The organism is Rhodococcus sp. H36-A4, from assembly GCF_027158005.1.
Classification (GTDB): domain Bacteria; phylum Actinomycetota; class Actinomycetes; order Mycobacteriales; family Mycobacteriaceae; genus Rhodococcoides.
The window spans coordinates 50,810-77,286 of sequence record NZ_JAPVLQ010000009.1; the positions used below are offsets into that span (position 1 = coordinate 50,810).

At 61.8% G+C, this 26,477-nt stretch carries 24 protein-coding genes; 23 read left to right on the forward strand and 1 reads right to left on the reverse strand.

The annotated features are described in order from the left end of the window. Nucleotides 1-111 precede the first annotated feature (111 nt). From argS to O1W68_RS20165, 22 genes are all read left to right on the forward strand, one after another. Nucleotides 112-1,764: an arginine--tRNA ligase gene (gene argS, locus O1W68_RS20060; protein ID WP_269306583.1), complete on the forward strand. Its 1,653-nt coding sequence runs from the start codon at nt 112-114 to the stop codon at nt 1,762-1,764. Further along, on the forward strand, nt 1,761-3,182 hold the full coding sequence (lysA, locus tag O1W68_RS20065) for a diaminopimelate decarboxylase (protein WP_269306584.1): 1,422 nt from the start codon (nt 1,761-1,763) through the stop codon (nt 3,180-3,182). Before argS ends, lysA begins: the two co-directional genes overlap by 4 nt. Continuing rightward, a complete protein-coding gene (locus tag O1W68_RS20070; protein WP_269306586.1) occupies nt 3,179-4,483 on the forward strand; it encodes a homoserine dehydrogenase in 1,305 nt (434 codons plus the stop codon). The genes lysA and O1W68_RS20070 overlap by 4 nt, the downstream gene beginning before the upstream one ends. After that, nucleotides 4,480-5,547, forward strand: a complete 1,068-nt coding sequence (gene thrC, locus O1W68_RS20075) for a threonine synthase (protein WP_084346439.1) — start codon at nt 4,480-4,482, stop codon at nt 5,545-5,547. The genes O1W68_RS20070 and thrC overlap by 4 nt, the downstream gene beginning before the upstream one ends. Before the next feature lie 17 nt (nt 5,548-5,564). Further along, nucleotides 5,565-6,497, forward strand: coding sequence for a homoserine kinase (thrB, locus tag O1W68_RS20080; protein WP_269306589.1), 933 nt, complete (start codon nt 5,565-5,567; stop codon nt 6,495-6,497). 371 nt (nt 6,498-6,868) lie between these two features. After that, nucleotides 6,869-8,995 (forward strand): transcription termination factor Rho, encoded by a 2,127-nt coding sequence (gene rho, locus O1W68_RS20085; RefSeq protein WP_331283600.1) that lies wholly within the window; start codon nt 6,869-6,871, stop codon nt 8,993-8,995. A gap of 183 nt (nt 8,996-9,178) precedes the next feature. Next, nucleotides 9,179-9,412 carry a 50S ribosomal protein L31 gene (gene rpmE / locus O1W68_RS20090; protein ID WP_088945512.1) on the forward strand — a complete coding sequence of 78 codons (234 nt, stop codon included), beginning with the start codon at nt 9,179-9,181 and terminating at the stop codon, nt 9,410-9,412. Nucleotides 9,413-9,521: 109 nt separating this feature from the next. Continuing rightward, the gene (gene prfA, locus O1W68_RS20095) at nt 9,522-10,601 is read left to right on the forward strand and encodes a peptide chain release factor 1 (RefSeq protein WP_269306593.1); all 1,080 of its coding nucleotides are present in this window, start codon (nt 9,522-9,524) and stop codon (nt 10,599-10,601) included. 80 nt (nt 10,602-10,681) lie between these two features. After that, a complete protein-coding gene (gene prmC / locus O1W68_RS20100; RefSeq protein ID WP_269306595.1) occupies nt 10,682-11,566 on the forward strand; it encodes a peptide chain release factor N(5)-glutamine methyltransferase in 885 nt (294 codons plus the stop codon). A 70-nt stretch (nt 11,567-11,636) separates the two neighbouring features. Further along, nucleotides 11,637-12,305 (forward strand): L-threonylcarbamoyladenylate synthase, encoded by a 669-nt coding sequence (locus tag O1W68_RS20105; RefSeq protein ID WP_269306597.1) that lies wholly within the window; start codon nt 11,637-11,639, stop codon nt 12,303-12,305. Further along, nucleotides 12,302-13,585 (forward strand): serine hydroxymethyltransferase, encoded by a 1,284-nt coding sequence (gene glyA, locus O1W68_RS20110; protein ID WP_269306598.1) that lies wholly within the window; start codon nt 12,302-12,304, stop codon nt 13,583-13,585. The genes O1W68_RS20105 and glyA overlap by 4 nt, the downstream gene beginning before the upstream one ends. Before the next feature lie 10 nt (nt 13,586-13,595). Then, nucleotides 13,596-14,822: a glycosyltransferase family 4 protein gene (locus O1W68_RS20115; RefSeq protein WP_269306600.1), complete on the forward strand. Its 1,227-nt coding sequence runs from the start codon at nt 13,596-13,598 to the stop codon at nt 14,820-14,822. A 31-nt stretch (nt 14,823-14,853) separates the two neighbouring features. Then, entirely contained in the window at nt 14,854-15,300 is a 447-nt protein-coding gene (locus O1W68_RS20120) for a hypothetical protein (RefSeq protein WP_442972419.1), read from the forward strand. 412 nt (nt 15,301-15,712) lie between these two features. Beyond that, a complete protein-coding gene (gene atpB / locus O1W68_RS20125) occupies nt 15,713-16,438 on the forward strand; it encodes a F0F1 ATP synthase subunit A (protein ID WP_084346431.1) in 726 nt (241 codons plus the stop codon). Between the two features lie 69 nt (nt 16,439-16,507). Further along, nucleotides 16,508-16,756 (forward strand): ATP synthase F0 subunit C, encoded by a 249-nt coding sequence (locus O1W68_RS20130; protein WP_084346430.1) that lies wholly within the window; start codon nt 16,508-16,510, stop codon nt 16,754-16,756. A 7-nt stretch (nt 16,757-16,763) separates the two neighbouring features. After that, nucleotides 16,764-17,327, forward strand: a complete 564-nt coding sequence (locus O1W68_RS20135) for a F0F1 ATP synthase subunit B (protein ID WP_269306602.1) — start codon at nt 16,764-16,766, stop codon at nt 17,325-17,327. Nucleotides 17,328-17,334: 7 nt separating this feature from the next. Next, nucleotides 17,335-18,162: a F0F1 ATP synthase subunit delta gene (locus O1W68_RS20140; RefSeq protein WP_269306604.1), complete on the forward strand. Its 828-nt coding sequence runs from the start codon at nt 17,335-17,337 to the stop codon at nt 18,160-18,162. A 91-nt stretch (nt 18,163-18,253) separates the two neighbouring features. Continuing rightward, nucleotides 18,254-19,897, forward strand: a complete 1,644-nt coding sequence (atpA, locus tag O1W68_RS20145; RefSeq protein WP_269306606.1) for a F0F1 ATP synthase subunit alpha — start codon at nt 18,254-18,256, stop codon at nt 19,895-19,897. 54 nt (nt 19,898-19,951) lie between these two features. After that, nucleotides 19,952-20,926 carry a F0F1 ATP synthase subunit gamma gene (locus O1W68_RS20150; RefSeq protein ID WP_084346426.1) on the forward strand — a complete coding sequence of 325 codons (975 nt, stop codon included), beginning with the start codon at nt 19,952-19,954 and terminating at the stop codon, nt 20,924-20,926. Nucleotides 20,927-20,929: 3 nt separating this feature from the next. Further along, on the forward strand, nt 20,930-22,378 hold the full coding sequence (gene atpD, locus O1W68_RS20155; protein ID WP_084346425.1) for a F0F1 ATP synthase subunit beta: 1,449 nt from the start codon (nt 20,930-20,932) through the stop codon (nt 22,376-22,378). 30 nt (nt 22,379-22,408) lie between these two features. Then, the gene (locus O1W68_RS20160; RefSeq protein WP_088945457.1) at nt 22,409-22,768 is read left to right on the forward strand and encodes a F0F1 ATP synthase subunit epsilon; all 360 of its coding nucleotides are present in this window, start codon (nt 22,409-22,411) and stop codon (nt 22,766-22,768) included. Nucleotides 22,769-22,799: 31 nt separating this feature from the next. Further along, nucleotides 22,800-23,237: a DUF2550 domain-containing protein gene (locus O1W68_RS20165; protein ID WP_269306608.1), complete on the forward strand. Its 438-nt coding sequence runs from the start codon at nt 22,800-22,802 to the stop codon at nt 23,235-23,237. 24 nt (nt 23,238-23,261) lie between these two features. Here O1W68_RS20165 and O1W68_RS20170 read toward each other — a convergent pair whose 3' ends face one another. After that, nucleotides 23,262-23,846: a cob(I)yrinic acid a,c-diamide adenosyltransferase gene (locus O1W68_RS20170; protein WP_269306610.1), complete on the reverse strand. Its 585-nt coding sequence runs from the start codon at nt 23,844-23,846 to the stop codon at nt 23,262-23,264. Nucleotides 23,847-23,900: 54 nt separating this feature from the next. Between O1W68_RS20170 and murA the strand changes: the two genes are divergently transcribed. Then, complete coding sequence (murA, locus tag O1W68_RS20175) at nt 23,901-25,190, forward strand: UDP-N-acetylglucosamine 1-carboxyvinyltransferase (RefSeq protein WP_269306611.1); 1,290 nt, start codon at nt 23,901-23,903, stop codon at nt 25,188-25,190. Nucleotides 25,191-26,477 lie beyond the last annotated feature (1,287 nt).

A 26,477-nucleotide genomic window follows, 5' to 3' on the forward strand; every position in this document is an offset into this window, starting at 1 on the left:
GCTCCGAGCGGACCCTTCGAGGGAGCTGCAGCGGTGACGGTGGTCTCGAGTGGGTCTGGTGTAGGTACTGGCTGCGAACCGGCCGTGCTCCAGACCATAAGATGGTTACCTGTGACTCCCGCCGACCTTGCCGAACTGCTACGCGCGACCGCCGCGAAGGTGCTTGCCCAACGCGGCCTCGACGTGTCCGTGCTCCCCCCGACGCTGACGGTCGAGCGTCCGCGCAACCCTGAGCATGGCGATTACGCCACCAATGTTGCTCTCCAGGTCGCCAAGAAGGCGGGCGCGAATCCGCGTGACTTCGCCGGGTGGCTCGCGGAAGCACTAGCCGCCGAGCCCGCTGTCGCCAGCGCCGAGGTCGCCGGGCCCGGGTTCCTCAATATCCGCCTTGCCGCCGATGCTCAGGGCGCGATCGTTGCGCAGGCTCTGGCAGAGGGCGCATCCTTCGGTAGCGGAACTTTGCTCGACAACGTCAAGGTCAACCTCGAATTCGTCTCCGCCAATCCGACAGGTCCTATCCACCTCGGTGGTACCCGGTGGGCCGCCGTCGGTGACGCCCTCGGCCGCATTCTTTCGGCACAGGGAGCCGAAGTGGTGCGTGAGTACTACTTCAACGACCACGGCGCGCAGATCGATCGCTTCAGCCGCTCGCTCATCGCGGCGGCACAGGGCGAACCCGCACCCGAAGACGGATACGCGGGTGCCTATATCGGTGAGATCGCAGCGGCTGTACTGGCCAAGAACCCGCAAGCACTCGCCCTGTCCCCGGACGACGCGGCCGAGACATTTCGGTCCATCGGCGTCGAGCTGATGTTCGAACAGATCAAGAAGAACCTGCACGAGTTCGGTGTCGACTTCGACGTCTACTTCCACGAGAACTCGCTGTTCGAATCCGGTGCCGTCGAGCGCAGCGTGGAGTACCTGAAGAATTCCGGCAGCCTGTACGAGGCCGATGGGGCATGGTGGCTCAAGAGCACCGACTACGGCGACGACAAAGATCGCGTCGTCATCAAGAGTGACGGCAACGCCGCGTACATCGCCGGCGACATCGCGTACTTCCAGGACAAGCGCCGCCGTGGCTTCGATCTGTGCATCTACATGCTCGGCGCCGATCACCACGGGTACATCGGTCGACTCAAGGCCGCTGCGGCTGCCTTCGGTGACGATCCGAACACCGTCGAGGTGCTGATCGGCCAAATGGTCAACCTGGTGCGCGACGGTGTTGCCGTGAAAATGAGCAAGCGTGCGGGCACGGTCATCACGTTGGACGATCTCGTCGACGCCATCGGCGTCGACGCGGCTCGGTACGCCCTGGTCCGGTCCTCCGTCGACTCGAGCATCGATATCGACTTGGAACTGTGGGCCAGTGAGAGCAGCGAGAACCCGGTCTATTACGTCCAGTACGCGCACGCCCGGCTCGCATCGCTCGCTCGCGGCGCCGTCGAATTGGGAGTCACCGCTGAAAACCCGGATCTGAGCCTGCTCACGCACGAGCAGGAAGGTGAGTTGATCAGAACCATCGGCGAATACCCGAGAGTCGTCGCCAGTGCCGCAGACTTGCGTGAACCGCACCGCATTGCCCGCTACCTGGAAGAATTGGCTGGTACTTACCACCGTTTCTATGGAGCATGTCGTGTACTTCCCCAAGGAGACGAGGAGCCAGGCCCAGTGAACACCGCACGTTTGGCGTTGGGTAGTGCAACCAGGCAGGTGCTGGCCAATGGCCTTGCTCTGCTCGGTGTCAGTGCACCGGAGCGAATGTGAGCGCGCATCCCGCCGGTCCGAAACATGCCGCAACCCCGATCGGAGACACCGTGACCGAGAAGCCGACAACTGCGTCGGACATGACGGTGCTTCCCTCGCATGTCTATCCACGCAACGCCGAACGCGCTGACGACGGCGTTGTCTGCTTGGCCGGAGTGCCGGTCACGGAGTTGGCAGCCGAATACGGCACCCCGTTGTTCGTCATCGACGAGGATGACTTCCGTTCGCGTGCAAGGGAAATGGCTGTTGCCTTCGGTGATCCCGCACGCGTTCACTATGCCTCCAAAGCGTTTTTGTGCGGGGAAATTGCGCGCTGGGTCGCCGACGAGGGGCTCTCGCTCGACGTCTGTTCCGGCGGCGAGCTGAGTGTCGCCCTTGCAGCTGGATTTCCTGCCGACCGAATTGCCATGCACGGCAACAACAAGTCCGTCGCAGAACTTGCCGCCGGCGTCACCGCCGGTGTAGAGCACGTCGTGCTCGATTCGATGATCGAGATCGATCGGCTCGACGCGATCGCCGGTCAAATGGACGTCGTGCAGGACGTCCTCGTGCGTGTGACCGTCGGTGTCGAAGCACATACGCACGAATTCATCGCAACTGCGCACGAGGATCAGAAGTTCGGCTTCTCGCTCGCCGACGGCTCGGCACTCGAAGCTGTACGCCGAGTATTCGCAGCCGGCAACCTCCGGCTCGTCGGATTGCACAGCCATATCGGGTCGCAAATCTTCGAGGTCGACGGATTCGAGCTGGCTGCGCACAAGCTGATCGGCATGCTGGCAGAGGTGGTCTCCGAGTTCGGTGTGGACAAGACCTCCCAGATTTCGACGATCGACCTCGGCGGCGGCATGGGTATTTCGTACATACCGAGCGACGATCCGCCACCGATCGATGAGCTCGCAGCCAAGCTGAAGTCGATCGTCGCGACCGAATCCGCTCGGGTCGGTCTGCCTGTTCCGAAGATCGATGTCGAACCGGGTCGCGCCATTGCAGGTCCTGGAACGGTGACGCTGTACGAGGTCGGAACCATCAAGGACGTCACCGTCGATGCCGCGAAGCGCAGACGCTACATCAGTGTCGACGGCGGAATGAGTGACAACATCCGTACCTCGCTGTATCAGGCGGAGTACGACTGTCGGCTTGCCTCGCGGGACAGCGCGGCCGAGGGAGTTCTGGCACGTGTTGTCGGAAAGCATTGCGAGAGTGGCGATGTGGTGATCAAGAACACTTGGATGCCGAGTGATGTCGGTCCTGGTGATCTGCTGGCGGTAGCTGCGACGGGTGCTTACTGCTACTCGATGTCCAGCCGCTACAACCTGCTTACTCGACCTGCCGTGGTGGCAGTGAAAGACGGAAAGTCCCGCCTCGTTCTGCGCCGGGAGACATTGCAAGATCTGCTCAGCTTGGAGGTGCAACCATGACATCGAAGAAGACCATAGGCATCGCCGTACTCGGACTCGGGAACGTCGGCAGCGAGGTAGTACGCATACTGACGGAGAACGCGTCGGATTTCGAGGCGAGAGTCGGTGTTCCCGTGGAGATCCGGGGTATCGCCGTACGTCGAATCGATGGAGATCGCGGAGTCGACCCGGCTTTGCTCACCGACAACCCGGCCGCGCTGGTGGATCGTGACGACGTCGACATCGTGGTCGAGGTCCTCGGTGGGATCGAGGTTCCGCGCAAACTGATCCTCGCTGCGCTGGAGAAGGGCAAGTCGGTGGTGACCGCCAACAAGGCGCTGCTGGCGGAATACACCGGAGAGTTGGCAGACGCCGCCGAGAAGTCGCGCGCCGACCTGTACTTCGAGGCTGCGGTCGCCGGTGCCATTCCCGTCGTCCGTCCGCTCATGCAGTCCCTCGCCGGCGACCGTGTCAACAAAGTGGCCGGAATCGTCAACGGCACCACCAACTTCATCCTCTCCGCGATGGACGAGACCGGTGCGGACTACGCCGAGACATTGGCCGAGGCAGGACGACTGGGCTACGCCGAGGCAGACCCCACCGCCGACGTCGAAGGCTACGACGCGGCATCTAAGGCAGCCATTCTTGCGTCGATCGCATTTCATACTCGCGTGACGGCAGGCGACGTCTACCGTGAAGGCATCAGCAAGATCACCTCGGCCGACCTGGAGATGGCGCGCTCGCTCGACTGCACCATCAAGCTGCTCGCGCTCTGCGAGCGCATCACCACACCCAATGGCCAGGACCGAATCTCGGCGCGTGTGTATCCGGCATTGGTTCCGCTGGACCACCCGCTGGCCACAGTGAACGGCGCGTTCAACGCCATCGTGGTCGAGGCCGAGGCTGCCGGACGTCTCATGTTCTACGGTCAGGGTGCCGGCGGCGCTCCGACCGCGTCGGCCGTGCTCGGTGACCTCGTCATGGCTGCCCGAAACAAGTTCTACGGTGGCCGTGGGCCGCTGGAATCCAAGTACGCAAAACTGAAGATTGCTCCCATGGGCGACATCACCACCAGGTACTACGTCAACATGCAGGTGGCCGACCGCCCAGGTGTGCTGGCAACCGTTGCTGCGGAATTCGCCAACCACGACGTGAGTATCTCGACCGTGCGTCAACAGGGTTCGGGCGACGGCGCCTGCCTTGTCGTCGTCACTCATCTGGCGTCGGATTCCGCGTTGTCCAAGACTGTGTCGGCTTTGGAAAAGATGGACGTCGTCACCTCCGTTTCAAGCGTTCTCCGATTGGAAGGCACCACCGTATGAGCGTCCACACCCCCTGGCCAGGCCTGATCGAGGCGTACCGTTCTCGCCTCGCGATCGGACCCGACTGGAAGACCGTGACGCTGCTAGAGGGCGCAACTCCGCTCATTCATGCAGAGCGACTGTCCGAGCTCACCGGCTGCGAGGTGCATCTGAAGGTCGAGGGCTTGAACCCGACCGGGTCGTTCAAGGACCGCGGTATGACGATGGCAGTCACCGACGCGCTTGCGCGCGGGCAGGAGGCTGTTCTGTGTGCCTCGACCGGCAACACCTCGGCATCCGCTGCGGCCTACGCGGCCAAGGCAGGCATGGGCTGCGCGGTCCTCGTCCCTCAGGGGAAGATTGCCATGGGCAAACTTGCCCAGGCCGTCATGCACGGCGCGAAGATCATTCAGGTGCAGGGCAACTTCGACGATTGCCTGGAACTCGCACGCAAGACCACCGCAGAGTTCCCGACGATCGGACTCGTCAACTCGGTCAACCCCGTTCGTATCGAAGGCCAGAAGACAGCGGCATTCGAGATCTGTGACGCGATGGGAAATGCTCCCGACGTCCATGTGCTGCCGGTAGGCAACGCAGGCAACATCACGGCGTACTGGCGCGGTTACTCGGAGTACTTCCGGGACGGCCTCACCACGGTCAAGCCGCGGATGCTCGGAGTGCAGGCCGCAGGTGCGGCCCCGCTCGTACACGGAGCGCCCGTCGCCGAGCCCGAGACGATCGCCACTGCCATTCGCATCGGGTCCCCGGCGTCGTGGAACGGTGCAGTCTCGGCCAAGGAGGAGTCGGGCGGTGCATTCCGTGCCGCTACCGACGAGGAAATCCTCGAGGCTTACCGTCTCGTGGCAAAGACCGAAGGCATCTTCGTCGAGCCTGCGTCCGCGGCGAGCATCGCGGGCCTGATTGCGGCGCGGAAGGAAGGTTGGCTCGACAGTGGCCTGACCGTCGTCTGCACGGTCACCGGCAACGGACTCAAGGATCCCGACACGGCTCTGGCGGGAATGCCTGTGGTCGAGCCGATTCCGGTCGATCCAGTAGCTGTCGCGTCGGCCCTCGAGCTGGCCTAGTGGCGAAGACTCAGTCCATGACGACAACACTCCCGCAGGGTTTGACGGTGACGGCCCGGGTTCCCGCGTCCAGCGCGAACCTCGGGCCCGGCTTCGACACTCTGGGAATCGCGCTGGGACTCTACGACGAGATCTCGGTGACGACGACTGCGTCCGGGCTGAGCATTCGTGTTCAAGGTGAAGGTGCAGACGACGTGCCTTGGGGTCCCACCCATTTGGTGGTGCGGGCGATCGAGAGGGGGCTCGAAGCCGCAGGTGTGTGGGCAGATGGTCTGGATGTATTGTGCACCAACGTGATCCCGCACTCGCGAGGATTGGGATCTTCGGCGTCGGCCGTCGTCGGGGGTTTGGCCGCGGCCAACGGGCTCGCTGCCAAGCTCGATCCTGACCTGACCTTGAGCCTCGATCAGCTCGTGCAGCTGTCTTCGGAGTTCGAGGGCCATCCTGACAACGCATCGGCCAGCGTCCTCGGCGGTGCGGTGGTGTCGTGGAGCGAGCCGGCGAGCGCGAGCATCACTCAACGGAAGTATTCGGCCGTCCGGTTGGCGGTTCATCCGGACATCCACGTCGTCGCGTTGGTTCCCGCCGAGCGGTCCTCGACGTCGCACACTCGCGGGCTTTTGCCCGAACTGGTTCCGCACCGCGACGCTGCCTTCAATGTCAGCCGCGGAGCCCTGACCGTCGTCGCGCTCACCCAACGTCCGGATCTTCTGATGCCCGCTACCGAAGATCTGCTGCATCAGGGGCAACGGTCGGTCGCACTACCGGAGTCTGCAAAGTGGATAGCGGCGCTGCGCTCGAGGGGTATCGCAGCGGTGCTGTCAGGTGCTGGACCGACGGTGCTGGCGTTGTGCACCGTGCCCTTCCCCGAGGACATCAAAGTGTTGGCCGAGGGTGAAGGTGTAAGGGTCCTCGAGCTTGCTGTAGCAGACGGTGTCTGCATTTCTTGAAACTCGCTGGTAACTGCTTGTTGCCGACTGCGCTCTCGGAGGCTATCCTGAGGAAAGTCCGTACATCGTGCGCTTCAGACGCCGGTTATCACCAGGGCAATCAAGTCACAGTATTCGGGGGGATCAACGTCCGGGTTTCGTGATGCACCTGGTTCGGCCCCTCCCGTAGTTTGCATGCGGTCTCGGGTCGGTCGTCTGTCCGAATCGCGTCGATCATGAACGGAAATATCCGGGTTCGATACGACCTTCGTGCTCCGGAACGAACCCTCTGCTGCGCATATTGCGAGCGAGGGAAGGAAAGGACCTCCGTGACCGATACGGAACTGATCTCCGCCCCAGACAAGACGCGCCGCGGAGCTGGCCTGTCCGGAATGGTGCTCACCGAGCTACGCAGCCTTGCTGGCGAACTCGGCATCAAGAGTGTCTCCGGCATGCGCAAAGGCGACCTGATCGCCGCCATTTCCACGCGTCAGTCGGGTAGCGGTGCGCAAAAGTCGGACGGCTCCAAGTCCGGCGCATCCAAGTCCAATTCTGCTGAGTCCGACGCCGACAAGGCACTGTCGAGCGCCAGCGCTGCCACCGTCGATGTGAGCTCGGCGCCCGTCGTCGACAAGCCTGCGCGTGCTGAGGCTGCACCTGACCGGACTGCTGTGCAGTCCGGCGAACAGGCGCCTGCCGAAGACACGAGCGACGCGCCACGCCGTACCAGAGGCCGTAGAGCTGCAGGTCGCCGCGCAGGTGCGCCCGACCAGCTGCCGCTCGACGATTCCGCTACGCAGGCTGAAGTCACAACACCGTCCGGTGCCACCGAATCGGTCGAGACCGCTACCGAGCAGTCCTCGGCGAACGCAGCTCCGAACAACTCGGATCAGTCTGAGTCCTCGTCCAACGAGCGACCACGAAGGACGCGTTCCGAGCGCGGCAACGACTCGCGCAGTGAATCCCGGGGCAACGACTCGCGGGGCAACGATTCCCGTGGCAGTCGCGGCGATTCATCGGACGAAGACGGCAACACCCGCACCGACAGCAACCGTGGTGAGAACAACCGCAACGACAGTCGCGGCGAGAACAACCGCAACGACAGTCGCAGCGAGAACAACCGTGGCGAGGGTAGTCGCAACGAGAACAACCGCAACCGCAGTCGCAACCAGAGCGACGGTCGTGGCGAAGACCGTAATAGCAACAACAGCGGCAACAACGGTCCTCGCGACGGCCGAGACAACAACAACCAGGACGATGAGGGCGACGGCCGGGGGCGTAGAGGCCGTCGGTTCCGTGAACGTCGTCGTGGACGCGATCGTGGCGAGGGTGGCGAAAGCCGCGAGCGTGAGCCCGAGATTCGTGAAGACGATGTCCTACAACCAGTAGCCGGCATCCTCGACGTCCTCGACAACTACGCGTTCGTTCGTACCTCCGGGTATCTAGCCGGGCCCAACGACGTCTACGTCTCGATGAACCTCGTGCGTAAGAACGGTCTACGTCGTGGTGACGCCGTGACAGGCGCGGTTCGCGTTGCACGCGAAGGCGAGCAGTCCGGTCAGCGGCAGAAGTTCAATCCGTTGGTTCGTTTGGACACGGTGAACGGTGGCGATGTCGAGGCCGCACGCAAGCGTCCCGAATTCGGCAAGCTGACCCCGCTGTACCCCAACCAGCGTCTGCGCCTGGAAACGACACCGAACATTCTCACCACTCGGATCATCGACCTGGTGATGCCGATCGGTAAGGGCCAGCGTGCACTGATCGTAAGTCCGCCGAAGGCAGGCAAGACCAGCGTTCTGCAGGCGATCGCCAACGCGATCTCGGTCAACAATCCCGAGTGTTACCTGATGGTCGTCCTGGTGGACGAGCGTCCCGAAGAAGTCACCGACATGCAGCGTTCGGTGAAAGGCGAGGTCATCGCCTCGACCTTCGACCGCCCGCCGGGCGATCACACCGCGGTGGCGGAACTTGCGATCGAGCGTGCCAAGCGATTGGTGGAAGCGGGCCAGGACGTAGTCGTCCTCCTCGACTCGATCACTCGACTCGGCCGCGCGTACAACAACAGTTCGCCTGCCTCGGGCCGAATCCTCTCCGGCGGCGTCGATTCGACGGCGCTGTATCCACCCAAGCGTTTCCTCGGTGCGGCTCGAAACATCGAGAACGGTGGATCGCTGACGATCATCGCCACGGCCATGGTAGAGACCGGTTCTACCGGTGACACCGTCATCTTCGAGGAGTTCAAGGGCACCGGCAACGCGGAGCTGAAGCTCGATCGCAAGATCGCCGAGCGACGTGTATTCCCCGCGGTCGACGTCAACCCGTCCGGCACGCGTAAGGACGAGCTGCTGCTCAATCCGGACGAGGCGGCGGTTTTGCACAAGCTTCGGCGTGTGCTGTCCGGCCTGGACTCGCATCAGGCAATCGATCTGCTTGTCGATCGTCTGAAGAAGAGCAAGAGCAACCTCGAATTCCTGATGCAGGTGTCCAAGACCGCTCCCGGCGGAATCGACGACAACTAGCAGGGAACAAGCCGACAGGTGCGAGTGTTGTTGCAGCTGTCGGTATCGAAACATCGGGCGGAAGATCCGGTGATCGGGTCAGGCATTTCGTCTGGCATACTGATCGGCTGAGTCCGGTTCCGGTTCACGTCCTCGATTGGCGAGGGCGACCCGGCGACCACTAGAAGAACGGTAAGGGACACCATGAAGGCAGGAATCCACCCCAACTACACGCTCACCACAGTTGTGTGCGGTTGCGGTAATACTTTCGAAACCCACAGCACCACCGACAAGGAGCGCATCAACGTCGAGGTCTGCTCGCAGTGCCACCCGTTCTACACGGGCAAGCAGAAGATTCTCGACACCGGTGGTCGCGTTGCACGTTTCGAGGCTCGTTACGGAAAGCGCGCCGGCAAGAAGACCGAAGCCGACGCATAGCTGTTCCGCCGACGCCCGTCCTGCGAAGTTCGCAGGGCGGGCGTCGGTTTTTTCGTGTGGTGACTGTGTTGTGTAGCGACTGTGGATCTATCGAAGACGGAGAAATATCATGGCGAGGACGACAAAGCCTTCGGCAATCGACGATATTCTCGCCGAGCATTCGGGCCTCGAGCAGCAGCTGGCCGATCCCGCGCTGCACAACGATCCCTCTGCGGCGCGTCGAGCAGGCAAACGTTTCGCCGAACTTGCACCCATCATGTCGGTGCACGGCAAGCTCATTACCGCTCAGGACGATCTCGAAGCTGCCCGCGAACTTGCGGCCGACGATGCCTCGTTCGCCGCGGAGATCCCTGACCTCGAAGCGACGGTAGTTCGTTTGGAGCACACGCTCGCAGACCTTCTGGCTCCGCGTGATCCGCACGATGGCGACGACATCGTCATGGAGGTCAAGTCTGGGGAGGGCGGCGAGGAATCGGCGCTGTTCGCTGCCGACCTTGCGCGTATGTACCTTCGATACGCCGAACGCCGCGGATGGCGCGTAGAGGTACTGGACGCGAACGTCTCGGATCTGGGTGGATACAAGGACGCCACATTGTCGATCAAGGCCAAATCGGGTTCGCTCGACGGCGTGTGGGCGCGACTGAAGTTCGAGGGCGGGGTGCATCGTGTGCAGCGTGTGCCCGTCACTGAATCACAGGGTCGAGTGCACACGTCCGCTGCAGGAATTCTGGTCTATCCGGAGCCTGACGAGGTCGAAGCAGTGCAGATCGACGAGACCGATCTCCGCATCGATGTATATCGATCCTCGGGCAAGGGCGGACAGGGCGTCAACACCACTGACTCCGCTGTACGAATCACGCACCTTCCCACGGGAATTGTGGTGACGTGTCAGAACGAGCGATCGCAGCTGCAGAACAAGGCCCGGGCCATGCAGGTGCTCGCAGCGCGAATGCAAGCCGCTGCTGAGGAGGCTGCCGACGAAGAGGCCGCGGCCGGGCGGGCGAGCCAGGTTCGTACCGTCGACCGTTCCGAGCGGATTCGCACATACAACTTTCCAGAGAACCGGATCACCGATCACCGCATCGGGTTCAAGGCGCACAACTTGGATGCCGTGCTCGACGGTGAACTCGACGCGTTGCTAGACGCGCTCGGCAAGGCCGACCGTGAAGCACGGATGCAGGCCGAATAGGTTTCGGCTGTTTTCCTCGTCTTCTTTTGCTCTGACCGTGCGTTTTCCTTCACCTCACGGCGTCATGGCACGCTGTACCGGTGACCCGTAAACCACTACGCCTGGCAATTCTCGAAGCGACGTCGAAGCTCGAGGCAGCTGGGGTTCCCAGTCCCCGCGTCGACGCCGAATTGCTGGCATCGCATCTCATCGGTGTCGAGCGTGGTCGGCTGGGTCTCGTGCCGCTCGTCGAGCCGGAGGTGATCGAGGCGTATCAGAAGACGATCGCTCAACGGGCAAAGCGTATTCCTCTTCAGTACATCACCGGCACAACAGCTCTGGGTAATATCGATGTCGAGGTCGGTCCTGGTGTGTTCGTTCCACGTCCGGAGACCGAGTTGCTGCTCGGGTGGGCGCTCGCCTTCCTCGAAGGCGTCGATCACCGCCCTCCCGTAGTCCTCGACCTGTGCACCGGGTCGGGAGCACTCGCCCTCGCCTTGGCGAACGCCAGACCCGACGCTCAGGTCCACGCAGTCGAACTCGACCCTTCGGCACTTGCATGGGCGAGACGGAATGCGGACCTGCGTGCAGGGCTCGGGGACACCCCGATCACCCTTCACCACGGCGACGTCACCGATCGGTCACTACTGGCAGAGTTGGACGGTGGGGTAGACGTGATCGTCGCCAACCCTCCGTACATCCCTGAGGACGCCGTTCTCGAACCCGAGGTAGCCGATCACGATCCCCACATTGCGCTGTTCGGTGGCGTCGACGGACTGTCGGTGATCGGACCGATGATCGACAACATTGCTCGATGGCTTCGGGTCGGCGGGGGAGTCGGTGTCGAGCACGACGACTCGCACGGCGAACGCGTCGCAGAATTGTTCGAGCGTAGGCGCGTATTCACCGCCGTTGCTCCGCACCCCGACCTGACCGGCCGTCCACGGTTAGTCGTCGCGTCTCGAGCTGTCACTCCGGAGTCCTGAACTTCACGTGTGAGGTGGGCAGGATGAGGCTCGGGAATCTGTGGCCGGAACGCAGTGACAGGATAGAGGGGTGAGCACTGTCTACGACTGCCAGCAAGCCGACTCTCGCGCGGCCGGATTGACCGCAGCCAGAGGCGCCCTCAAGTCAGGACGTCTGGTCGTGATGCCCACCGACACCCTGTACGGACTCGGCGCCGATGCCTTCGACAGCAGCGCTGTCACCGATCTGTTGCGCGCCAAGGGGCGAGGACGCGATATGCCCGTTCCGGTTCTCGTCGGATCCTGGAGCACCATCGACGGACTCGTGACCGGTGTACGCCCACGGACGCGCGATCTGATCAAGGCCTTCTGGCCCGGGGCGCTCAGTCTCGTCGTCCAGCAAGCTCCGTCATTGGCATGGGATCTGGGAGATGCGCAGGGCACGGTCATGCTTCGGATGCCGCTGCACCCTGTCGCCCTCGAATTGCTGCGCGAGGTGGGACCACTGGCCGTCTCGAGCGCGAACATCTCCGGCCAACCCCCGGCCACCACCGTGGGCGAGGCACGTGATCAGCTCGGTGGCTCCGCTGCGGTCTACCTCGACGGTGGTCCGGCCGAGCACGCTGTCGCCTCCACCATCGTCGATTTGACCTCCGAGACACCGCGAATTCTCAGAGAGGGCGCTATTGCTGCAGCGGCTGTCGCGGAGGTTCTCGGAGTGCCTGTCGAGAGTCTGCTGCGGGGGAGTGCCAGCGCATGAGTGGAACGCCCTTCTACGGCCCGGACTTCACCGAATTGCGCGCTGAGGATCCAGAGATCGCCGATATCCTGCTCGGTGAGTTGGAACGGGTCCGCGGTGGACTGCAGCTCATCGCCAGCGAAAATCTGACGAGCCCGGCAGTGATGGCTGCGCAGGGAAGCGTCCTGAGCAACAAGTACGCCGAGGGATATCCCGGACACCGGTATTACGGCGGCTGCGAGATGGTCGATCGTGCCGAGAACCTCGCTGTCGATCGAGCAAAGGCACTGTTCGGTGCCGACCATGTCAACGTCCAGCCGCACTCGGGTGCAAATGCGAACCTTGCTGTGTACGCGGCGTTCGCGAAACCGGGCGACGCGGTCCTGGCCATGAGTCTGCCTCACGGCGGACACCTCACGCACGGTTCGAAAGTCAGCTTCTCGGGCAAGTGGTTCAGCCCCATTCCCTATCACGTTCGGAAAGACACCGAGCTGATCGACTATGACGAAGTACGAGATCTGGCGTTGGTGCATCGTCCAAAGATCATCGTCGCCGGAGCTACGGCATACTCACGCCTCATCGACTTCGCTGCCTTTCGTTCGATCGCAGACGAGGTCGGTGCCATCCTGTGGGTCGACGCGGCTCATTTCATCGGTCTCGTTGCGGGCCAGGCCATTCCGTCTCCGGTCCCGTACGCCGATGTCGTGTCCGCCACGACCCACAAGGTTCTGCGGGGTCCTCGTGGCGGCATGCTGATGTGCCGTGCCGAGCACGCTCGTGCCATCGACAAAGCAGTCTTCCCGTTCAGTCAGGGCGGGCCGCTCATGCACACCATTGCAGCAAAGGCTGTGGCGTTCGCCGAGGCGGCGACGCCGAGCTACCGCAAATATGCGCTGAACGTCGTCGCCAACGCGCAAGCCTTGTCGACCTCGCTCGTCGAATCCGGCATGCGCACGGTGTCCGGCGGTACGGATACCCACCTCGCGCTTCTGGATCTGCAAGGCTTCGGGATCGACGGCCGTAGCGCGGAATCGCGGTGTGAGGCAGCGGGTATAACGCTCAACAAGAACACGATTCCCTTCGACCCAGCCCCGCCTGCGGTTGCATCCGGCATCCGGGTCGGATCGGCCGCAGTCACGACACAGGGTTTCGACACCACCGAGATGGCCGACGTCGGAAAGCTCGTTGCACGTGCAGTTCGCGCAGAGCAGGGGACGGTCATAGGTGATCGTGAGATTGCCGCTGTGAGGGCAGAGGTCGGCGACCTCGTCTCACGCAAGCCGGCCTATTCTCGCGGATGAGGGGCTGCAAATGAGTGCCGTCTTCGCGGGGGCGCCCTACGACATGCTGGCCCAGGCGAACCAGGGCGCAGGCGTCCCCATCCGAGAATTATTGCTGGTGTGTCTGACGGCCGCGGTCGTGACTTTTCTTGCGACCGGCGGCGTCCGAGTACTGGCGATCAAGTTCGGCGCGGTGGCAGCACCCCGCGAGCGTGATGTCCACGTCGTTCCGACACCACGACTCGGTGGGACCGGCATGTATCTGGGAATGCTCGTCGCATTGCTGTTCGCGTCCCAACTTCCTGCGCTTGCACGTGGGTTCGGGTACACCCAGGACATCCCCGCTGCGCTCGTCGCCGGGTTCGTGATCGTCGGGGTCGGAGTCATCGACGATCGTTGGGGCCTGGACGCACTTACCAAATTCGTCGGCCAGGTCACCGCGGCCGGAGTGCTCGTCGTGATGGGCGTGAGCTGGTACATCATCTATGTGCCCTGGTCGGACGGCGGCTTCACCGTCGTGCTCGATCAACTGCAGGCCGGACTGGTCACGGTCCTCGTCACCGTGGTGATGGTCAACGCGATGAACTTCGTCGACGGCCTCGACGGTCTCGCTGCAGGCTTGGGGCTTATCGCCTCGGTAGCAATCTGTATCTTCTCCGTCGGGCTGCTCAACGAGCAAGGCGGAGACGTCGGCGTCTATCCGCCGGCTGTGATAGCTGCCGCTTTGGCTGGTGCCTGTCTCGGTTTTCTGCCGCACAACTTTCAGCCGGCGCGGATCTTCATGGGTGATTCGGGTTCGATGCTGATCGGGCTGATGCTGGCCACGGTATCGACCAGCGCCTCCGGCCGTATCCCGCTGACCGCCTATGGGCCGCGGGACCTGGTCGGACTTCTTACGCCACTCCTCCTCGTCGGCGCCGTCATGTTCATCCCGATGCTGGACCTTCTTCTTGCCGTCGTGCGAAGAACACGCGCCGGACGCAGCCCTTTCAGCCCGGACAAAATGCACCTGCATCACCGTTTGCTGCAGATCGGACACTCCCATCGCCGCGTGGTGCTGGTGATCTATCTGTGGGTCGGGGTCTTGGCCTTCGGCGCCGTCGGATCGTCACTGATCGATCGGAGAATCGTTGTCTTGCTCGTGGCAGCCGGTCTGGTATTCGCACTGGTGGTGACCGCCGTACCTACCGTCCGAATCGACATGGCACGCGAGCGAAGGCGCGTGAGGAACAGCAATCGACGAGGCCGTCGGTCCTGACGAACGATTGTGCTGCGTAGTCTGTGCGTCTGTGAGCTTCTCTCCTGCGCCCGTGCCCGATCAATCCGACGCGATGCGTTCTGCCGTTCGGTACGGCGTCATCGGTTTGGTGGTGCTGACTGTTCTCGGCGCGATCATCGCCACCCTTTTCGCAGGGCTGCCAGGATTGTGGGGTGCGCTCATCGGCGCTGCCCTCGGAGGCGGGTTCATTCTGACCACGGCCCTGTCCATTGCGTTGACCTCCAAGTTTCCGCCGACGATGGTTGGTGCGGTTCTTCTCGGTGGGTGGCTCGTCAAAATGCTGCTGGCGATCATCGTCCTCGGGTTGCTCAAGGACATGGATTTCTACAGTGAGAAGTCGCTGGCACTCGTCGTGGTAGCGGCGTTGGTGCTTGTTTTGGGGGCGGAGGTCTACGGTGTCGTTCGTACCAAAGCGCCGTACGTGGACGAACAGCCCGACGAGCATGAGTCCGACTGAACGTAGTACGACACTGTGTCGTAATCGGTCAAGAAGAGGCCCCACCTACACAACGTCGTAGTTGTGTTGATAAAGTTCCGACCAAGTGAGGGTTGAACTGCCGCGAACAGGACATTTCGCGCGCACGACAACCTTTACAGGTAGCTGAAAGCGCGTGAGTAGTTTGAAGACGCGCTCGATAAGCTGCCGAGTCGACGTGAGTCGCCGACACCCGACAGACGCTGGCCGGTGAAGACAAGGCCTCAGCTGCTGACGACCTCGAGCCGATATCGTCGACTTGATAGATCGTCAATGTCCGATCGAACCGCAGTCTTAGCAGTCTGCGGCCCGAACACGGGAGAGACCGCTGAGCGTCACCAACCTGGCTGCGGAGTTCCATCCGCCGTCTATATCCGACTTCTTTCCTCCCGCCGTGTTGTTCGAAGGCACCCCCTTCGAACTCGACCGGCTGATGCTTATTCGCATTCTGATGAGCCTCGTGCTCGTAGTGTTGTTCGCGGTCGCCATGAGAAGCCCCAAAATCGTTCCTCGTGGGCTGCAGAACGTCGTCGAGTACGGACTCAGTTTCGTCAAAGAGCAGATCTGCGACGAAATTCTCGGCAAAGAGCAGGGCAAACGGTTCGCGCCCATCATCATGACCATCTTCTTTGCGGTTCTGTTCATGAACCTCTCGTCGGTGATTCCGTTCCTGAACATTTCGCCCAACGCTCGAATCGGTATGCCACTGGTTCTGGCATTGATTGCGTACGTGGCGTTCAACTACGTCGGCATCAAGAAGTACGGGTTGTTCAAGTACGTCAAGAGCAGCATCGTGGTTCCGGATGTGCCTCTCGCGCTGCATTTCGTTCTGGTGCCGGTCGAGTTCATCTCCACCTTCATCCTGCGGCCGTTCACGCTGACTGTTCGTCTCATGGCCAATATGCTTGCGGGCCACCTCATGCTCGTGCTGTTCTTCAGCGCGACCCAGTTCTTTTTCTTCCAGGCCGCGGCGGGAATGAAGATCTTCGGTATTTTCTCGCTTACCGCAGGTTTCGGCTTCACTCTCTTCGAACTCTTGGTCATCGGCTTGCAGGCATACATTTTTGCGCTGCTGACAGCCGTGTACATCGACCTTGCGCTGCACGCAGATTCACACTGATCCACCACTAGCTAGACCTGACCCATGCGCCGTCCGGCGGATGGGCAACAGAAAGGGAACGGAATTCTAATGAGCCTCGCGTACCTGGCACAGGAAACGACCAGCACGGTGACCGGCGCTGGATACGGTGCAATCGGTTACGGTCTCGCCGCGATCGGACCTGGTATCGGTATCGGCATCGTGGTCGGTAAGGCCATCGAGGGCATCGCACGCCAGCCCGAACTGCAGGGCACCATCCGTACCAACATGTTCCTCGGCATCGCGTTCACCGAAGCGCTCGCGCTGATCGGTATCGTCGCCGGCTTCCTGTTCGGTTAATCCCCACATGGCAACCAACATCGCAATCTTGGCCGCGGAGGCCGAAGAGGACATCAATCCTCTGCTCCCCGCGACATACGACATTGTTTGGTCTGCGATCTGCATCGCCATCATCGGCTTCATCTTCTGGAAGTACATTCTTCCGAGTTTCCAGAAGGTATTGACCGAGCGCGGAGATCTGATCGAAGGCGGTATCAAGAAGGCCGAAGAGGCTCAGGCCGAGGCCAAGGCAGCACTCGAGCATTACAACGCACAGCTCGCCGAGGCACGTTCCGAGGCTGCGCAAATCCGTGAGGAAGCGCGCACCCAGGGACAGGCGATCCTCGCCGAAATGAAGACGAAGGCGCAGGAGGAGAGCGACAGGATCGTGGCCGCAGGCCACAATCAGCTCGTTGCTCAGCGTCAGCAGATCGTTACGGAACTTCGTAGCGATCTCGGACGCACAGCAGTAGAGCTCGCTGAGAAGGTCATCGGAGAGCAGTTGTCCGACGAGGCGAAGCGAGCAAGCTCGATCGACCGTTTCCTGAGCGAGCTCGACTCCGTCACCGCTGACTCTGCAGCCGGAAAGTGAGATAACCATGTACGCAACTTCTCGTGAGGCTCTTGCCCGCACGCGTTCGGTTGCGAACGATGCACTGGGTTCTGCGTCGGCAGGAGTTGCAACTGCTGCTGCCGCGCAGACGGGTGCCGAGCTCTTCGCTGTCGTGGAGACGCTCGACGGACAGCGCACGTTGCGTACCGCGCTCGCGGATGCGTCGGTTTCGGCCGAACGCCGCAGCGCGCTCGCTGAGCAACTGTTCGCCGGCCAGGTATCCGAGACCACTACGAGAATTCTCGTGAGTGCTGTCTCGGACAGCTGGTCCAAGCCATCGGATCTGCTGAATTCGCTGGTCGAACTGGGACGTGAAGCTCTGCTACGCGCCGCAGCAGATCAGGATCAGCTCGATACGGTCGAGGACGAATTGTTCCGGCTGGGTCGGATCGTGGCGGCCAACCCCGTGCTCGAACAGAACCTGTCGGATCTGGGCAAGCCTGTTCACGCGAAACGCGAGCTTCTCGGCCGCCTGCTCTACGGCAAGGTGACAGCAGTTACCGAGGCGTTGGCGCTCCAGTCCGTCGGTCGACTCCGCAAGGCGGCGCCTGCCGACGCTTTCGATCAGCTGGCAGGACTGGCCGCGCAGGTGCGCAATCAAATCGTTGCGCACGTCTCCAGTGCGGCTCCACTCAATGACAGTCAGCTCGAAAAGCTGACCGCGACGCTGACCCGGACCTACGGCAAGCCGGTCACCGTCCACGTCGAGGTCGATACCGAACTGCTCAGTGGACTCGTGGTCCGGATAGGCGACGAGTTCATCGACGGTAGTGGGGCAGGCCGCCTCGCTGCATTGCGAAAGACACTCAAGTAGTCCGAGTACGGACACCACAGTCCGATAAGAAGAGCTTCGAAAATTCGAAGCCTTGGACACCGCGATCATTTAAGGAAGAGCAGGAAAAAATATGGCGGAGCTGACGATCTCCTCCGACGAGATCCGTAGCGCGATCGAGAACTTCACCGCGAGCTACTCACCGGAGTCCTCCCGCGAGGAGGTCGGCACGGTTACTGACACGAGCGACGGAATCGCCCATGTGTCGGGACTGCCGTCGGCTATGTCCAACGAGCTGCTCGAATTCCCCGGTGGAGTGCTCGGTGTTGCGCTCAACCTCGACGCCACCGAAATCGGTGCCGTTATTCTCGGTGACTACGAGCACATCGAAGAGGGCCAGGAAGTCAAGCGGACCGGTGACGTTCTTTCCGTCCCCGTCGGTGACGGCTACCTCGGTCGCGTTGTCAACCCTCTCGGACAGCCCATCGACGGCCTCGGAGACATCGAGTCCAGCGAGAATCGCGCTCTCGAACTGCAGGCAGCCTCGGTGCTCGAGCGTCAGCCCGTCGAAGAGCCGCTCCAGACCGGAATCAAGGCCATCGACGCGATGACCCCGATTGGCCGTGGACAGCGCCAGCTCATCATCGGTGACCGCAAGACCGGTAAGACCGCGGTCTGCATCGACGCGATTCTGAACCAGAAGGCCAACTGGGAGAGCGGTGACGAGAACAAGCAGGTCCGCTGCATCTATGTCGCCATCGGTCAGAAGGGCTCCACGATTGCAGGCGTCAAGGCTGCTCTCGAGGAGCGCGGAGCGCTCGAGTACACGACTATCGTCGCGGCTCCCGCATCCGATTCGGCTGGCTTCAAGTGGCTTGCTCCGTACACCGGCTCGGCCATCGGCCAGCACTGGATGTACCAGGGTAAGCACGTTCTGATCGTGTTCGACGACCTGACCAAGCAGGCCGAGGCATACCGTGCCATCTCGCTGCTGCTACGTCGCCCGCCTGGCCGTGAGGCATACCCCGGTGACGTCTTCTACTTGCACTCCCGTTTGTTGGAGCGCTCGGCGAAGCTGTCCGACGAACTGGGTGGCGGCTCGCTGACGGCTCTGCCGATCATCGAGACCAAGGCCAACGACGTCTCGGCTTACATCCCGACCAACGTTATTTCGATCACCGACGGTCAGGTCTTCCTCGAGTCCGACCTCTTCAACAAGGGTGTTCGTCCGGCAATCAACGTTGGCATCTCGGTCTCCCGTGTCGGTGGCGCTGCGCAGACCAAGGGCATGAAGAAGGTCTCCGGTTCGCTGCGTCTCGAGCTCGCTCAGTTCCGTGAGCTCGAAGCCTTCTCCGCTTTCGCCTCCGACCTCGACTCCGCCTCCAAGGCGCAGCTCGAGCGTGGCGCTCGTCTGGTCGAGCTGCTCAAGCAGGATCAGTACTCCCCGGTCGCCGTCGAAGACCAGATCGTCTCGATCTGGCTTGCAGGTCAGGGTGCATTCGACTCCGTGCCTGTCGCCGACGTACGCCGGTTCGAGACCGAACTGCTCGAAGACCTGCACCGCAACGCCAGCGGCGTCTACGAAAGCATTGCCGGCGGCAAGGCTCTCGACGATGACGCGCAGAAGGCACTGACCGAGGCAACCGAGAAGTTCAAGTCCGGCTTCTTGGATTCCGAGGGCAACCGCGTGGTCAACGAGGCAGAAGCGGACACGCTGAACGCCGACGAGGTTAACCAGGAACAGGTCAACGTCACTCGCAAGACAGTCAGCAAGTAGGTCAGCGACATGATCAGTGTTCTCACGAGTAGAGAAGGGAGCGTGAACAGCTAGATGGCAAGCATTCTCGAGCTGCGTTCCCGGATCAAGTCGGTCAACTCGACCAAGAAGATCACCAAAGCGCAAGAATTGATCGCGACATCGCGAATCATCAAGGCGCAGGCCCGCGTTGCGGCGTCGAAGCCGTACGCAGAGGAGATCACCAATGTGCTCTCGGCTTTGGCGAGTGCGTCCGGTTCGCTGGACCACCCGCTACTGAACGAGCGCCCCGAACCGAAGCGTGCTGCGGTCCTGGTAGTCACCAGCGACCGTGGAATGTGCGGTGGCTACAACTCCAATGTCCTCAAGGAGGCGGAAGAGCTTTTCCAGCTTCTTCGCAAAGAGGGCAAGGACCCGGTCATCTACGTGCTCGGTGCGAAAGGGCTCGGTTACTACACCTTCCGTGAGCGCGATGTGAAGGCAGCGTGGACGGGCTTCTCTCAGGAGCCCGGTTACTCCGACGCAGCCAAGGCCAGCAAGCATCTGGTCGAGCTCTTCATGGCAGGCTCCGGCAACGAAGTCGATGCGCCGAACGGTGAAGGCACGATCGAAGGTGTCGACGAACTGCACATCGTCTACACACGTTTCGTATCGATGCTGACGCAAAAGCCCGAGGTGCGTCGGATGGCTCCACTGGAGGTCTCGTACACGGACGAAGAAATCGAAATGGGTGCGGATGCACTCACCGACTCCCCGTCTGCGTCCGATGTCCAGGCCCAGTACGACTTCGAACCGGAGGCAGGAACGCTTCTGTCGGCTCTGCTGCCGAAGTACATCAGCACGAGGATCTACTCCTCGCTGCTCGATGCGGCTGCGTCCGAGTCGGCTGCGCGCCGTACCGCCATGAAGGCCGCGACGGACAACGCTAACGAATTGGTCGAGACTCTCAGCCGTCAGGCTAACCAGGCTCGGCAAGCCCAGATCACCCAGGAAATCAGCGAAATCGTCGGTGGCGCTAACGCGTTGGCTGACAGCGCAGGAAGTGACTAAGCAATGACCGCAGCAGTAGCCCAAGAGAACGCGAGCGGAGCGGACACACAGTCCGGCCGTGTCGTTCGGGTAATCGGCCCCGTTGTGGACGTCGAGTTCCCGCGCGGCGCCATCCCCGCCCTGTTCAACGCTCTCCACGCAGAGATCACTCTGCCGACGGTGGCCAAGACCCTGACACTCGAGGTTGCTCAGCACCTCGGTGACAACCTGGTCCGCACCATCTCGATGCAGCCGACCGACGGCCTGGTTCGTGGAACCTCGGTGACCGACACGGGCAAGCCGATCTCGGTTCCGGTCGGCGACGTCGTCAAGGGCCACGTCTTCAACGCCCTCGGTGACTGCCTCGACACACCTGGTCTCGGCCGCGACGGCGAGCAGTGGGGCATCCACCGCAAGCCACCAGCCTTCGATCAGCTCGAAGGCAAGACCGAGATCCTCGAGACCGGTATCAAGGTCATCGACCTTCTCACCCCGTACGTCAAGGGCGGCAAGATCGGCCTCTTCGGCGGTGCCGGCGTGGGCAAGACGGTTCTCATCCAGGAGATGATCACCCGTATCGCTCGCGAATTCTCGGGTACATCCGTATTCGCAGGCGTCGGTGAGCGCACCCGTGAGGGAACCGACCTCTACCTCGAAATGGAAGAGATGGGCGTCCTTCAGGACACCGCCCTTGTCTTCGGCCAGATGGACGAGCCGCCGGGCACGCGTATGCGCGTCGCTCTGTCGGCGCTGACCATGGCGGAGTACTTCCGCGATGTTCAGGGACAGGACGTTCTTCTGTTCATCGACAACATCTTCCGTTTCACACAGGCAGGTTCGGAGGTGTCGACCCTCCTGGGCCGCATGCCTTCCGCCGTGGGTTACCAGCCGACGCTGGCGGACGAGATGGGTGAGCTCCAGGAGCGCATCACCTCGACCCGTGGACGCTCGATCACCTCACTGCAGGCGATCTACGTTCCCGCCGACGACTACACCGACCCGGCACCCGCCACCACGTTCGCGCACCTCGATGCGACAACCGAGCTTTCGCGTCCGATTTCTCAGATGGGTATCTACCCCGCTGTGGACCCGCTGAGCTCCACGTCGCGAATCCTCGAGCCCAGCATTGTCGGCGCAGAGCACTTCCGCGTCGCCAACGAGGTCAAGCGGATCCTGCAGAAGTACAAGGAACTGCAGGACATCATCGCGATCCTCGGTATGGACGAGCTTCAGGAAGAGGACAAGGTTCTGGTCGGCCGCGCACGCCGTATCCAGAAGTTCCTCGGCCAGAACTTCATCGTTGCCGAGAAGTTCACCGGTGAGGCCGGTTCGGTCGTGTCGTTGACCGACACGATCGAGGCGTTCGACAAGGTCACCAAGGGCGAGTACGACCACCTTCCCGAGCAGGCCTTCAACAGCTGTGGTGGTCTCGACGACGTCGAGGCAGCAGCCAAGAAGATGGCCGGAAAGTAGCCCGACGTGACTTCCTCGGAAACGAACGGCATGGAGGTTTCACTCGTCGCTGTCGAGCAGAAACTGTGGTCCGGTAACGCGACCCTGGTGAGTGCTCAGACCACGGAGGGCGAAATCGGCATCATGGTGGGGCACGAGCCCGTGTTGGGTCAGCTGGTCGAGGCCGGGACCGTGTCCATCACCACGACCGATGGAGAGAAGATCGTCGCTGCTGTGCACGGCGGATTCTTGTCGGTCACGGGAAAGACCGTCACCGTTCTGGCGGAGTCTGCGGACTTCGCTCAGGACATCGACGTCGACGCAGCTCGCTCGGTGCTCGACGCAGGCGGCGACGACAAGGAAGCCCTCGCGATCGCGAAGGGCCGAATTCGCGCCGCTGAGCGCGCCTAGATCAACGAGAAGCCGCGACGGAGGCTGCGAAATGCGCATCGGAGTGATTGTTCTGGTCATTCTGGTTGTGCTGCTCGCAGCAATCGTCGCGGCTTTTCTGTATCGCCTGAGCATTGTGCGCGGAGGTGGCACCGCCGCGATCATGCGCGTGACTCCGTCGCCGGGTGGAAGCGGTTGGCGCCACGGAATCATTCGATACGACGACAACACCGTCGTGTTCTTCAAACTCTCGAGCTTGCGTCCGGGTCCGGACCACAAGCTGACCCGTCAGGGAATCGAGGTAGGTGAGCGGCGTAAGCCGCGCGAGAACGAATTCGACATCATGAGCGACGAGATCGCGGTGCTGGAGCTGACCGACGCCGGCCGCCATTTCGAGATCGCCCTCGACCGGGGCGCGCGGACGGCCTTCATGTCCTGGCTGGAGTCACGTCCCTCTGGAAGATCGCAGCGCGGACGGCCGGCAGGTTAGATTGCGTCCGGCGTTCGAGCGCAATCACTCTCCGGTCGAGCGCGACGCTCCCGGAACCCACTGAACATCGCCGCCAGGATTGGCAAACCTACTGAGGATGAACAGTAGATCCGAAAGCCTGTTCAAGTATTTGGACGGCAACGTGCTGGTGTCCTCGGGGCTCGCGTCGACGGCCGCCCATGCAGCCCTTTCGGCGCGTCGAGCGATCGTCCGCGACGTGTGGAGTAGCGCTCCGAGAGGTGTGCCACCTGGGAGTATGAACGACGTCAACGGATCGAGTTCTTCGTTGAATTCGTCGCACCACTGTTCCAATCTGTCGACGTACGACTGATCGATTCGCAACGGTGGGTATTTTGGTTCCGCGACGACGGGTGTGGACAGATCTGCCCCAGCGTCGAACAGATCACTTTGAATCGTTCGAATGACTTTCACAATCTTCTCCGGCGGATTCCCTAGCGCCAGAACCACTCCGAGACTTGCGTTGGTTTCGTCGCAGTCGGCGTAGGCAACGAGACGTGGGTCGTTCTTGGTGACACGGGAGAAGTCGCTCAGTCCGGTCGTCCCGTCGTCACCGGTGCGAGTGTAGATACGGGTCAAGTGCACAGCCATGGAGCAACGGTACCGTTCCAGTAGGGCAGACGGGCACGGCTACGCTGTTGAACTGTGAGCGAACGCTTTTTGGTATCCGGAGGAAACCGACTCGTCGGCGAGGTGTCTGTCGGCGGTGCGAAGAACAGCGTGCTCAAGTTGATGGCGGCAACCCTGTTGGCCGAGGGTACGAGCACCATCACCAATTGTCCCGACATACTCGATGTTCCGTTGATGGCCGAGGTATTGCGAGGCCTGGGGTGCGACGTTGTACTCGAGGGTTCGGTCGTACACGTCACGACACCGGCAGAGCCCAAGTATCACGCGGATTTTCCGGCAGTCAAACAGTTCAGGGCATCGGTGTGCGTGTTGGGGCCGCTTGTCGCTCGGTGCAAGCGTGCGGTGGTAGCTCTCCCGGGTGGCGATGCAATCGGGTCGCGACCTCTCGACATGCATCAATCCGGTCTCCGCTTGCTCGGCGCACACAGCGAAATCCAGCACGGATGTGTGGTGGCAGAAGCCGACGAGTTACGCGGAGCCAACATTCGACTCGCCTTTCCGTCGGTCGGGGCCACTGAGAACATCCTGATGGCCGCAGTACTTGCAAAGGGCGAAACAGTCATCGACAACGCTGCCCGTGAACCGGACATCGTCGATGTGTGCAACATGCTCAACAACATGGGGGCGCAGGTCTCTGGGGCTGGAACGTCCACTTTGACGATCAAGGGTGTCGAGTCCTTGAAGCCGACGACTCATCGCGTTATCGGAGATCGCATCGTCGCGGCCACCTGGGGGATTGCCGCGGCGATGACGCGAGGCGATGTCCGTGTTCGTGGCGTGAACCCGAAGCACCTCTCACTCGTTCTGGACAAGCTGCGTTCCGCAGGATCCGAGGTGAGCATGGAGGTCGACGGATTCCGCGTGGTCCAACACGAGCGTCCGACGGCGGTCAATTTCGCGACACTGCCCTTTCCTGGTTTCCCGACGGATCTGCAGCCTATGGCGATCGGATTGGCCGCTGTAGCGAACGGCACGTCGATGATCACGGAGAACGTGTTCGAAGCGCGCTTCCGCTTCGTCGAAGAGATGATCCGGTTGGGGGCCGATGCGAGGACAGACGGACATCATGCCGTCGTTCGCGGTGTGCCTCAGCTGTCCAGCGCTCCGGTGTGGTCCTCGGATATCAGGGCAGGAGCAGGCCTTGTCCTGGCTGGTTTGTGTGCCGATGGCGTGACCGAGGTGCACGACGTCTTTCACATAGATCGTGGATATCCGAAGTTCGTGGAGAACCTGACCGACCTCGGTGGCAACATCGAGCGCGTGAGCGGAGAAACCGAACCCTCGGTGACAGAGCTTCTGCTGTGAGGTCGCGGCGCCACTAGCCCAATATGAGATACGTGCCCCAGGTGCCCCAGTGCACTGGGGCACGTGGCGTTGACACCCGTGAAGTAGTCCGACGTCCAGGTGTGGTCCGCGACCGCCTGGGTGAAGAGCCGCCAGTCAGGTCGAGGTGTGGCACAACTACGCGGGTGACGCGCGGACCTGAATCTAATAGACACTCTGGCCGCGTCGCATCGATAGCTTTGGTCGAACCCGCGCGAATCTGCAGTGCCAGAACGCGTTTCGCAGAAGGTAGGTCTCGTACCGTGGTGCGCTTCGTCTGGAACTTCATGAGTGTGATCGACAAGATCGGTGATTCCGCGCACGAGCCTCACTTGCAGGTCGGGCCCGGATAGCTGTGGACTTCGGCTGACAATCGCGGGCAAGACCTCCGATATGTATGAAAGCGCCTTGCGGACGTGCGCGGATCCGGTTGAGAGAGAGCCTTCGCCACCTGGGTGGTGAGTTCCACCGCCTCCGCTGCGGGCTTCCGAGTCTTGTACGGCGCGGGTGCGGCTACAGCCACTCGCCAGATCTGGATGTTCGAGCTCCATCCGATCACTCTGTGAACCTCCGCCACCTTGACTTCGGTATCGGACGCTGTGAGAAGAGCGGCCTCTGCGCCAGTCATCGGCCGGGTTGATCTTGCCGTACGTAGCGCTTACGCGATGGTGCCGCGGCTTGCGTTCGTTAGGCCGTGATGACGGCCGGCGGCTTCGAGTCCGAGCGACGACGCGATATCAGCCGGATTAGATCAGGTGTCTGTGAGTTCGTAAGCGGGATCCACAGTCCACCTGCCAACTCGATGCCGAATTCCATGCATCGGGGCATGTCTGCAACCCGCCTCTAGGGCCGCGACGGGCGCTATGTCCGGCGTCACAATCGTTCAATTCAGCTGAATTGGGAAGTGCGGCAGAGTCGATCGCACTCTGAGCTGGGGCGATGTAAGTCCGGAATCTCATGACCAGGCGATTTGCGTAGGGGTGCGCTCTCGCGTAACTTTTGTCGAGTCAGAGCGACACGGACACCGACCCGGTCTTCACGGACAGGGACACGAGGTTGCACGAAGTTCGTCTCAATGACTTGAAGTAAACAGAATATCCCCCAAGAGTCGGATCTTTGCATCCGAGACCAAGCTGGGATACGCTGGAACGGTTGCCCCAGGCGCTGCGAGAACATGGTTTTCGTGGGTGTGTGGTGTGTGCGTGTTCTTTGAGAACTCAACAGTGTGTCGATGAATGTCAGTGCCGAATTTTGTATTTGGTGAAAGCA

Coding starts and splice junctions, on each gene's coding strand:
- atpA (WP_269306606.1), top strand. CDS start 18,254: ATGGCGGAGCTGACGATCTCCTCCGACGAGATCCGTAGCGCGATCGAG.
- O1W68_RS20140 (WP_269306604.1), top strand. CDS start 17,335: ATGTACGCAACTTCTCGTGAGGCTCTTGCCCGCACGCGTTCGGTTGCG.
- O1W68_RS20135 (WP_269306602.1), top strand. CDS start 16,764: ATGGCAACCAACATCGCAATCTTGGCCGCGGAGGCCGAAGAGGACATC.
- thrB (WP_269306589.1), top strand. CDS start 5,565: ATGACGACAACACTCCCGCAGGGTTTGACGGTGACGGCCCGGGTTCCC.
- O1W68_RS20165 (WP_269306608.1), top strand. CDS start 22,800: ATGCGCATCGGAGTGATTGTTCTGGTCATTCTGGTTGTGCTGCTCGCA.
- glyA (WP_269306598.1), top strand. CDS start 12,302: ATGAGTGGAACGCCCTTCTACGGCCCGGACTTCACCGAATTGCGCGCT.
- rho (WP_331283600.1), top strand. CDS start 6,869: ATGGTGCTCACCGAGCTACGCAGCCTTGCTGGCGAACTCGGCATCAAG.
- O1W68_RS20130 (WP_084346430.1), top strand. CDS start 16,508: ATGAGCCTCGCGTACCTGGCACAGGAAACGACCAGCACGGTGACCGGC.
- atpD (WP_084346425.1), top strand. CDS start 20,930: ATGACCGCAGCAGTAGCCCAAGAGAACGCGAGCGGAGCGGACACACAG.
- thrC (WP_084346439.1), top strand. CDS start 4,480: ATGAGCGTCCACACCCCCTGGCCAGGCCTGATCGAGGCGTACCGTTCT.
- O1W68_RS20070 (WP_269306586.1), top strand. CDS start 3,179: ATGACATCGAAGAAGACCATAGGCATCGCCGTACTCGGACTCGGGAAC.
- rpmE (WP_088945512.1), top strand. CDS start 9,179: ATGAAGGCAGGAATCCACCCCAACTACACGCTCACCACAGTTGTGTGC.
- O1W68_RS20170 (WP_269306610.1), bottom strand. CDS start 23,846: ATGGCTGTGCACTTGACCCGTATCTACACTCGCACCGGTGACGACGGG.
- O1W68_RS20115 (WP_269306600.1), top strand. CDS start 13,596: ATGAGTGCCGTCTTCGCGGGGGCGCCCTACGACATGCTGGCCCAGGCG.
- O1W68_RS20160 (WP_088945457.1), top strand. CDS start 22,409: ATGGAGGTTTCACTCGTCGCTGTCGAGCAGAAACTGTGGTCCGGTAAC.
- prfA (WP_269306593.1), top strand. CDS start 9,522: ATGGCGAGGACGACAAAGCCTTCGGCAATCGACGATATTCTCGCCGAG.
- O1W68_RS20150 (WP_084346426.1), top strand. CDS start 19,952: ATGGCAAGCATTCTCGAGCTGCGTTCCCGGATCAAGTCGGTCAACTCG.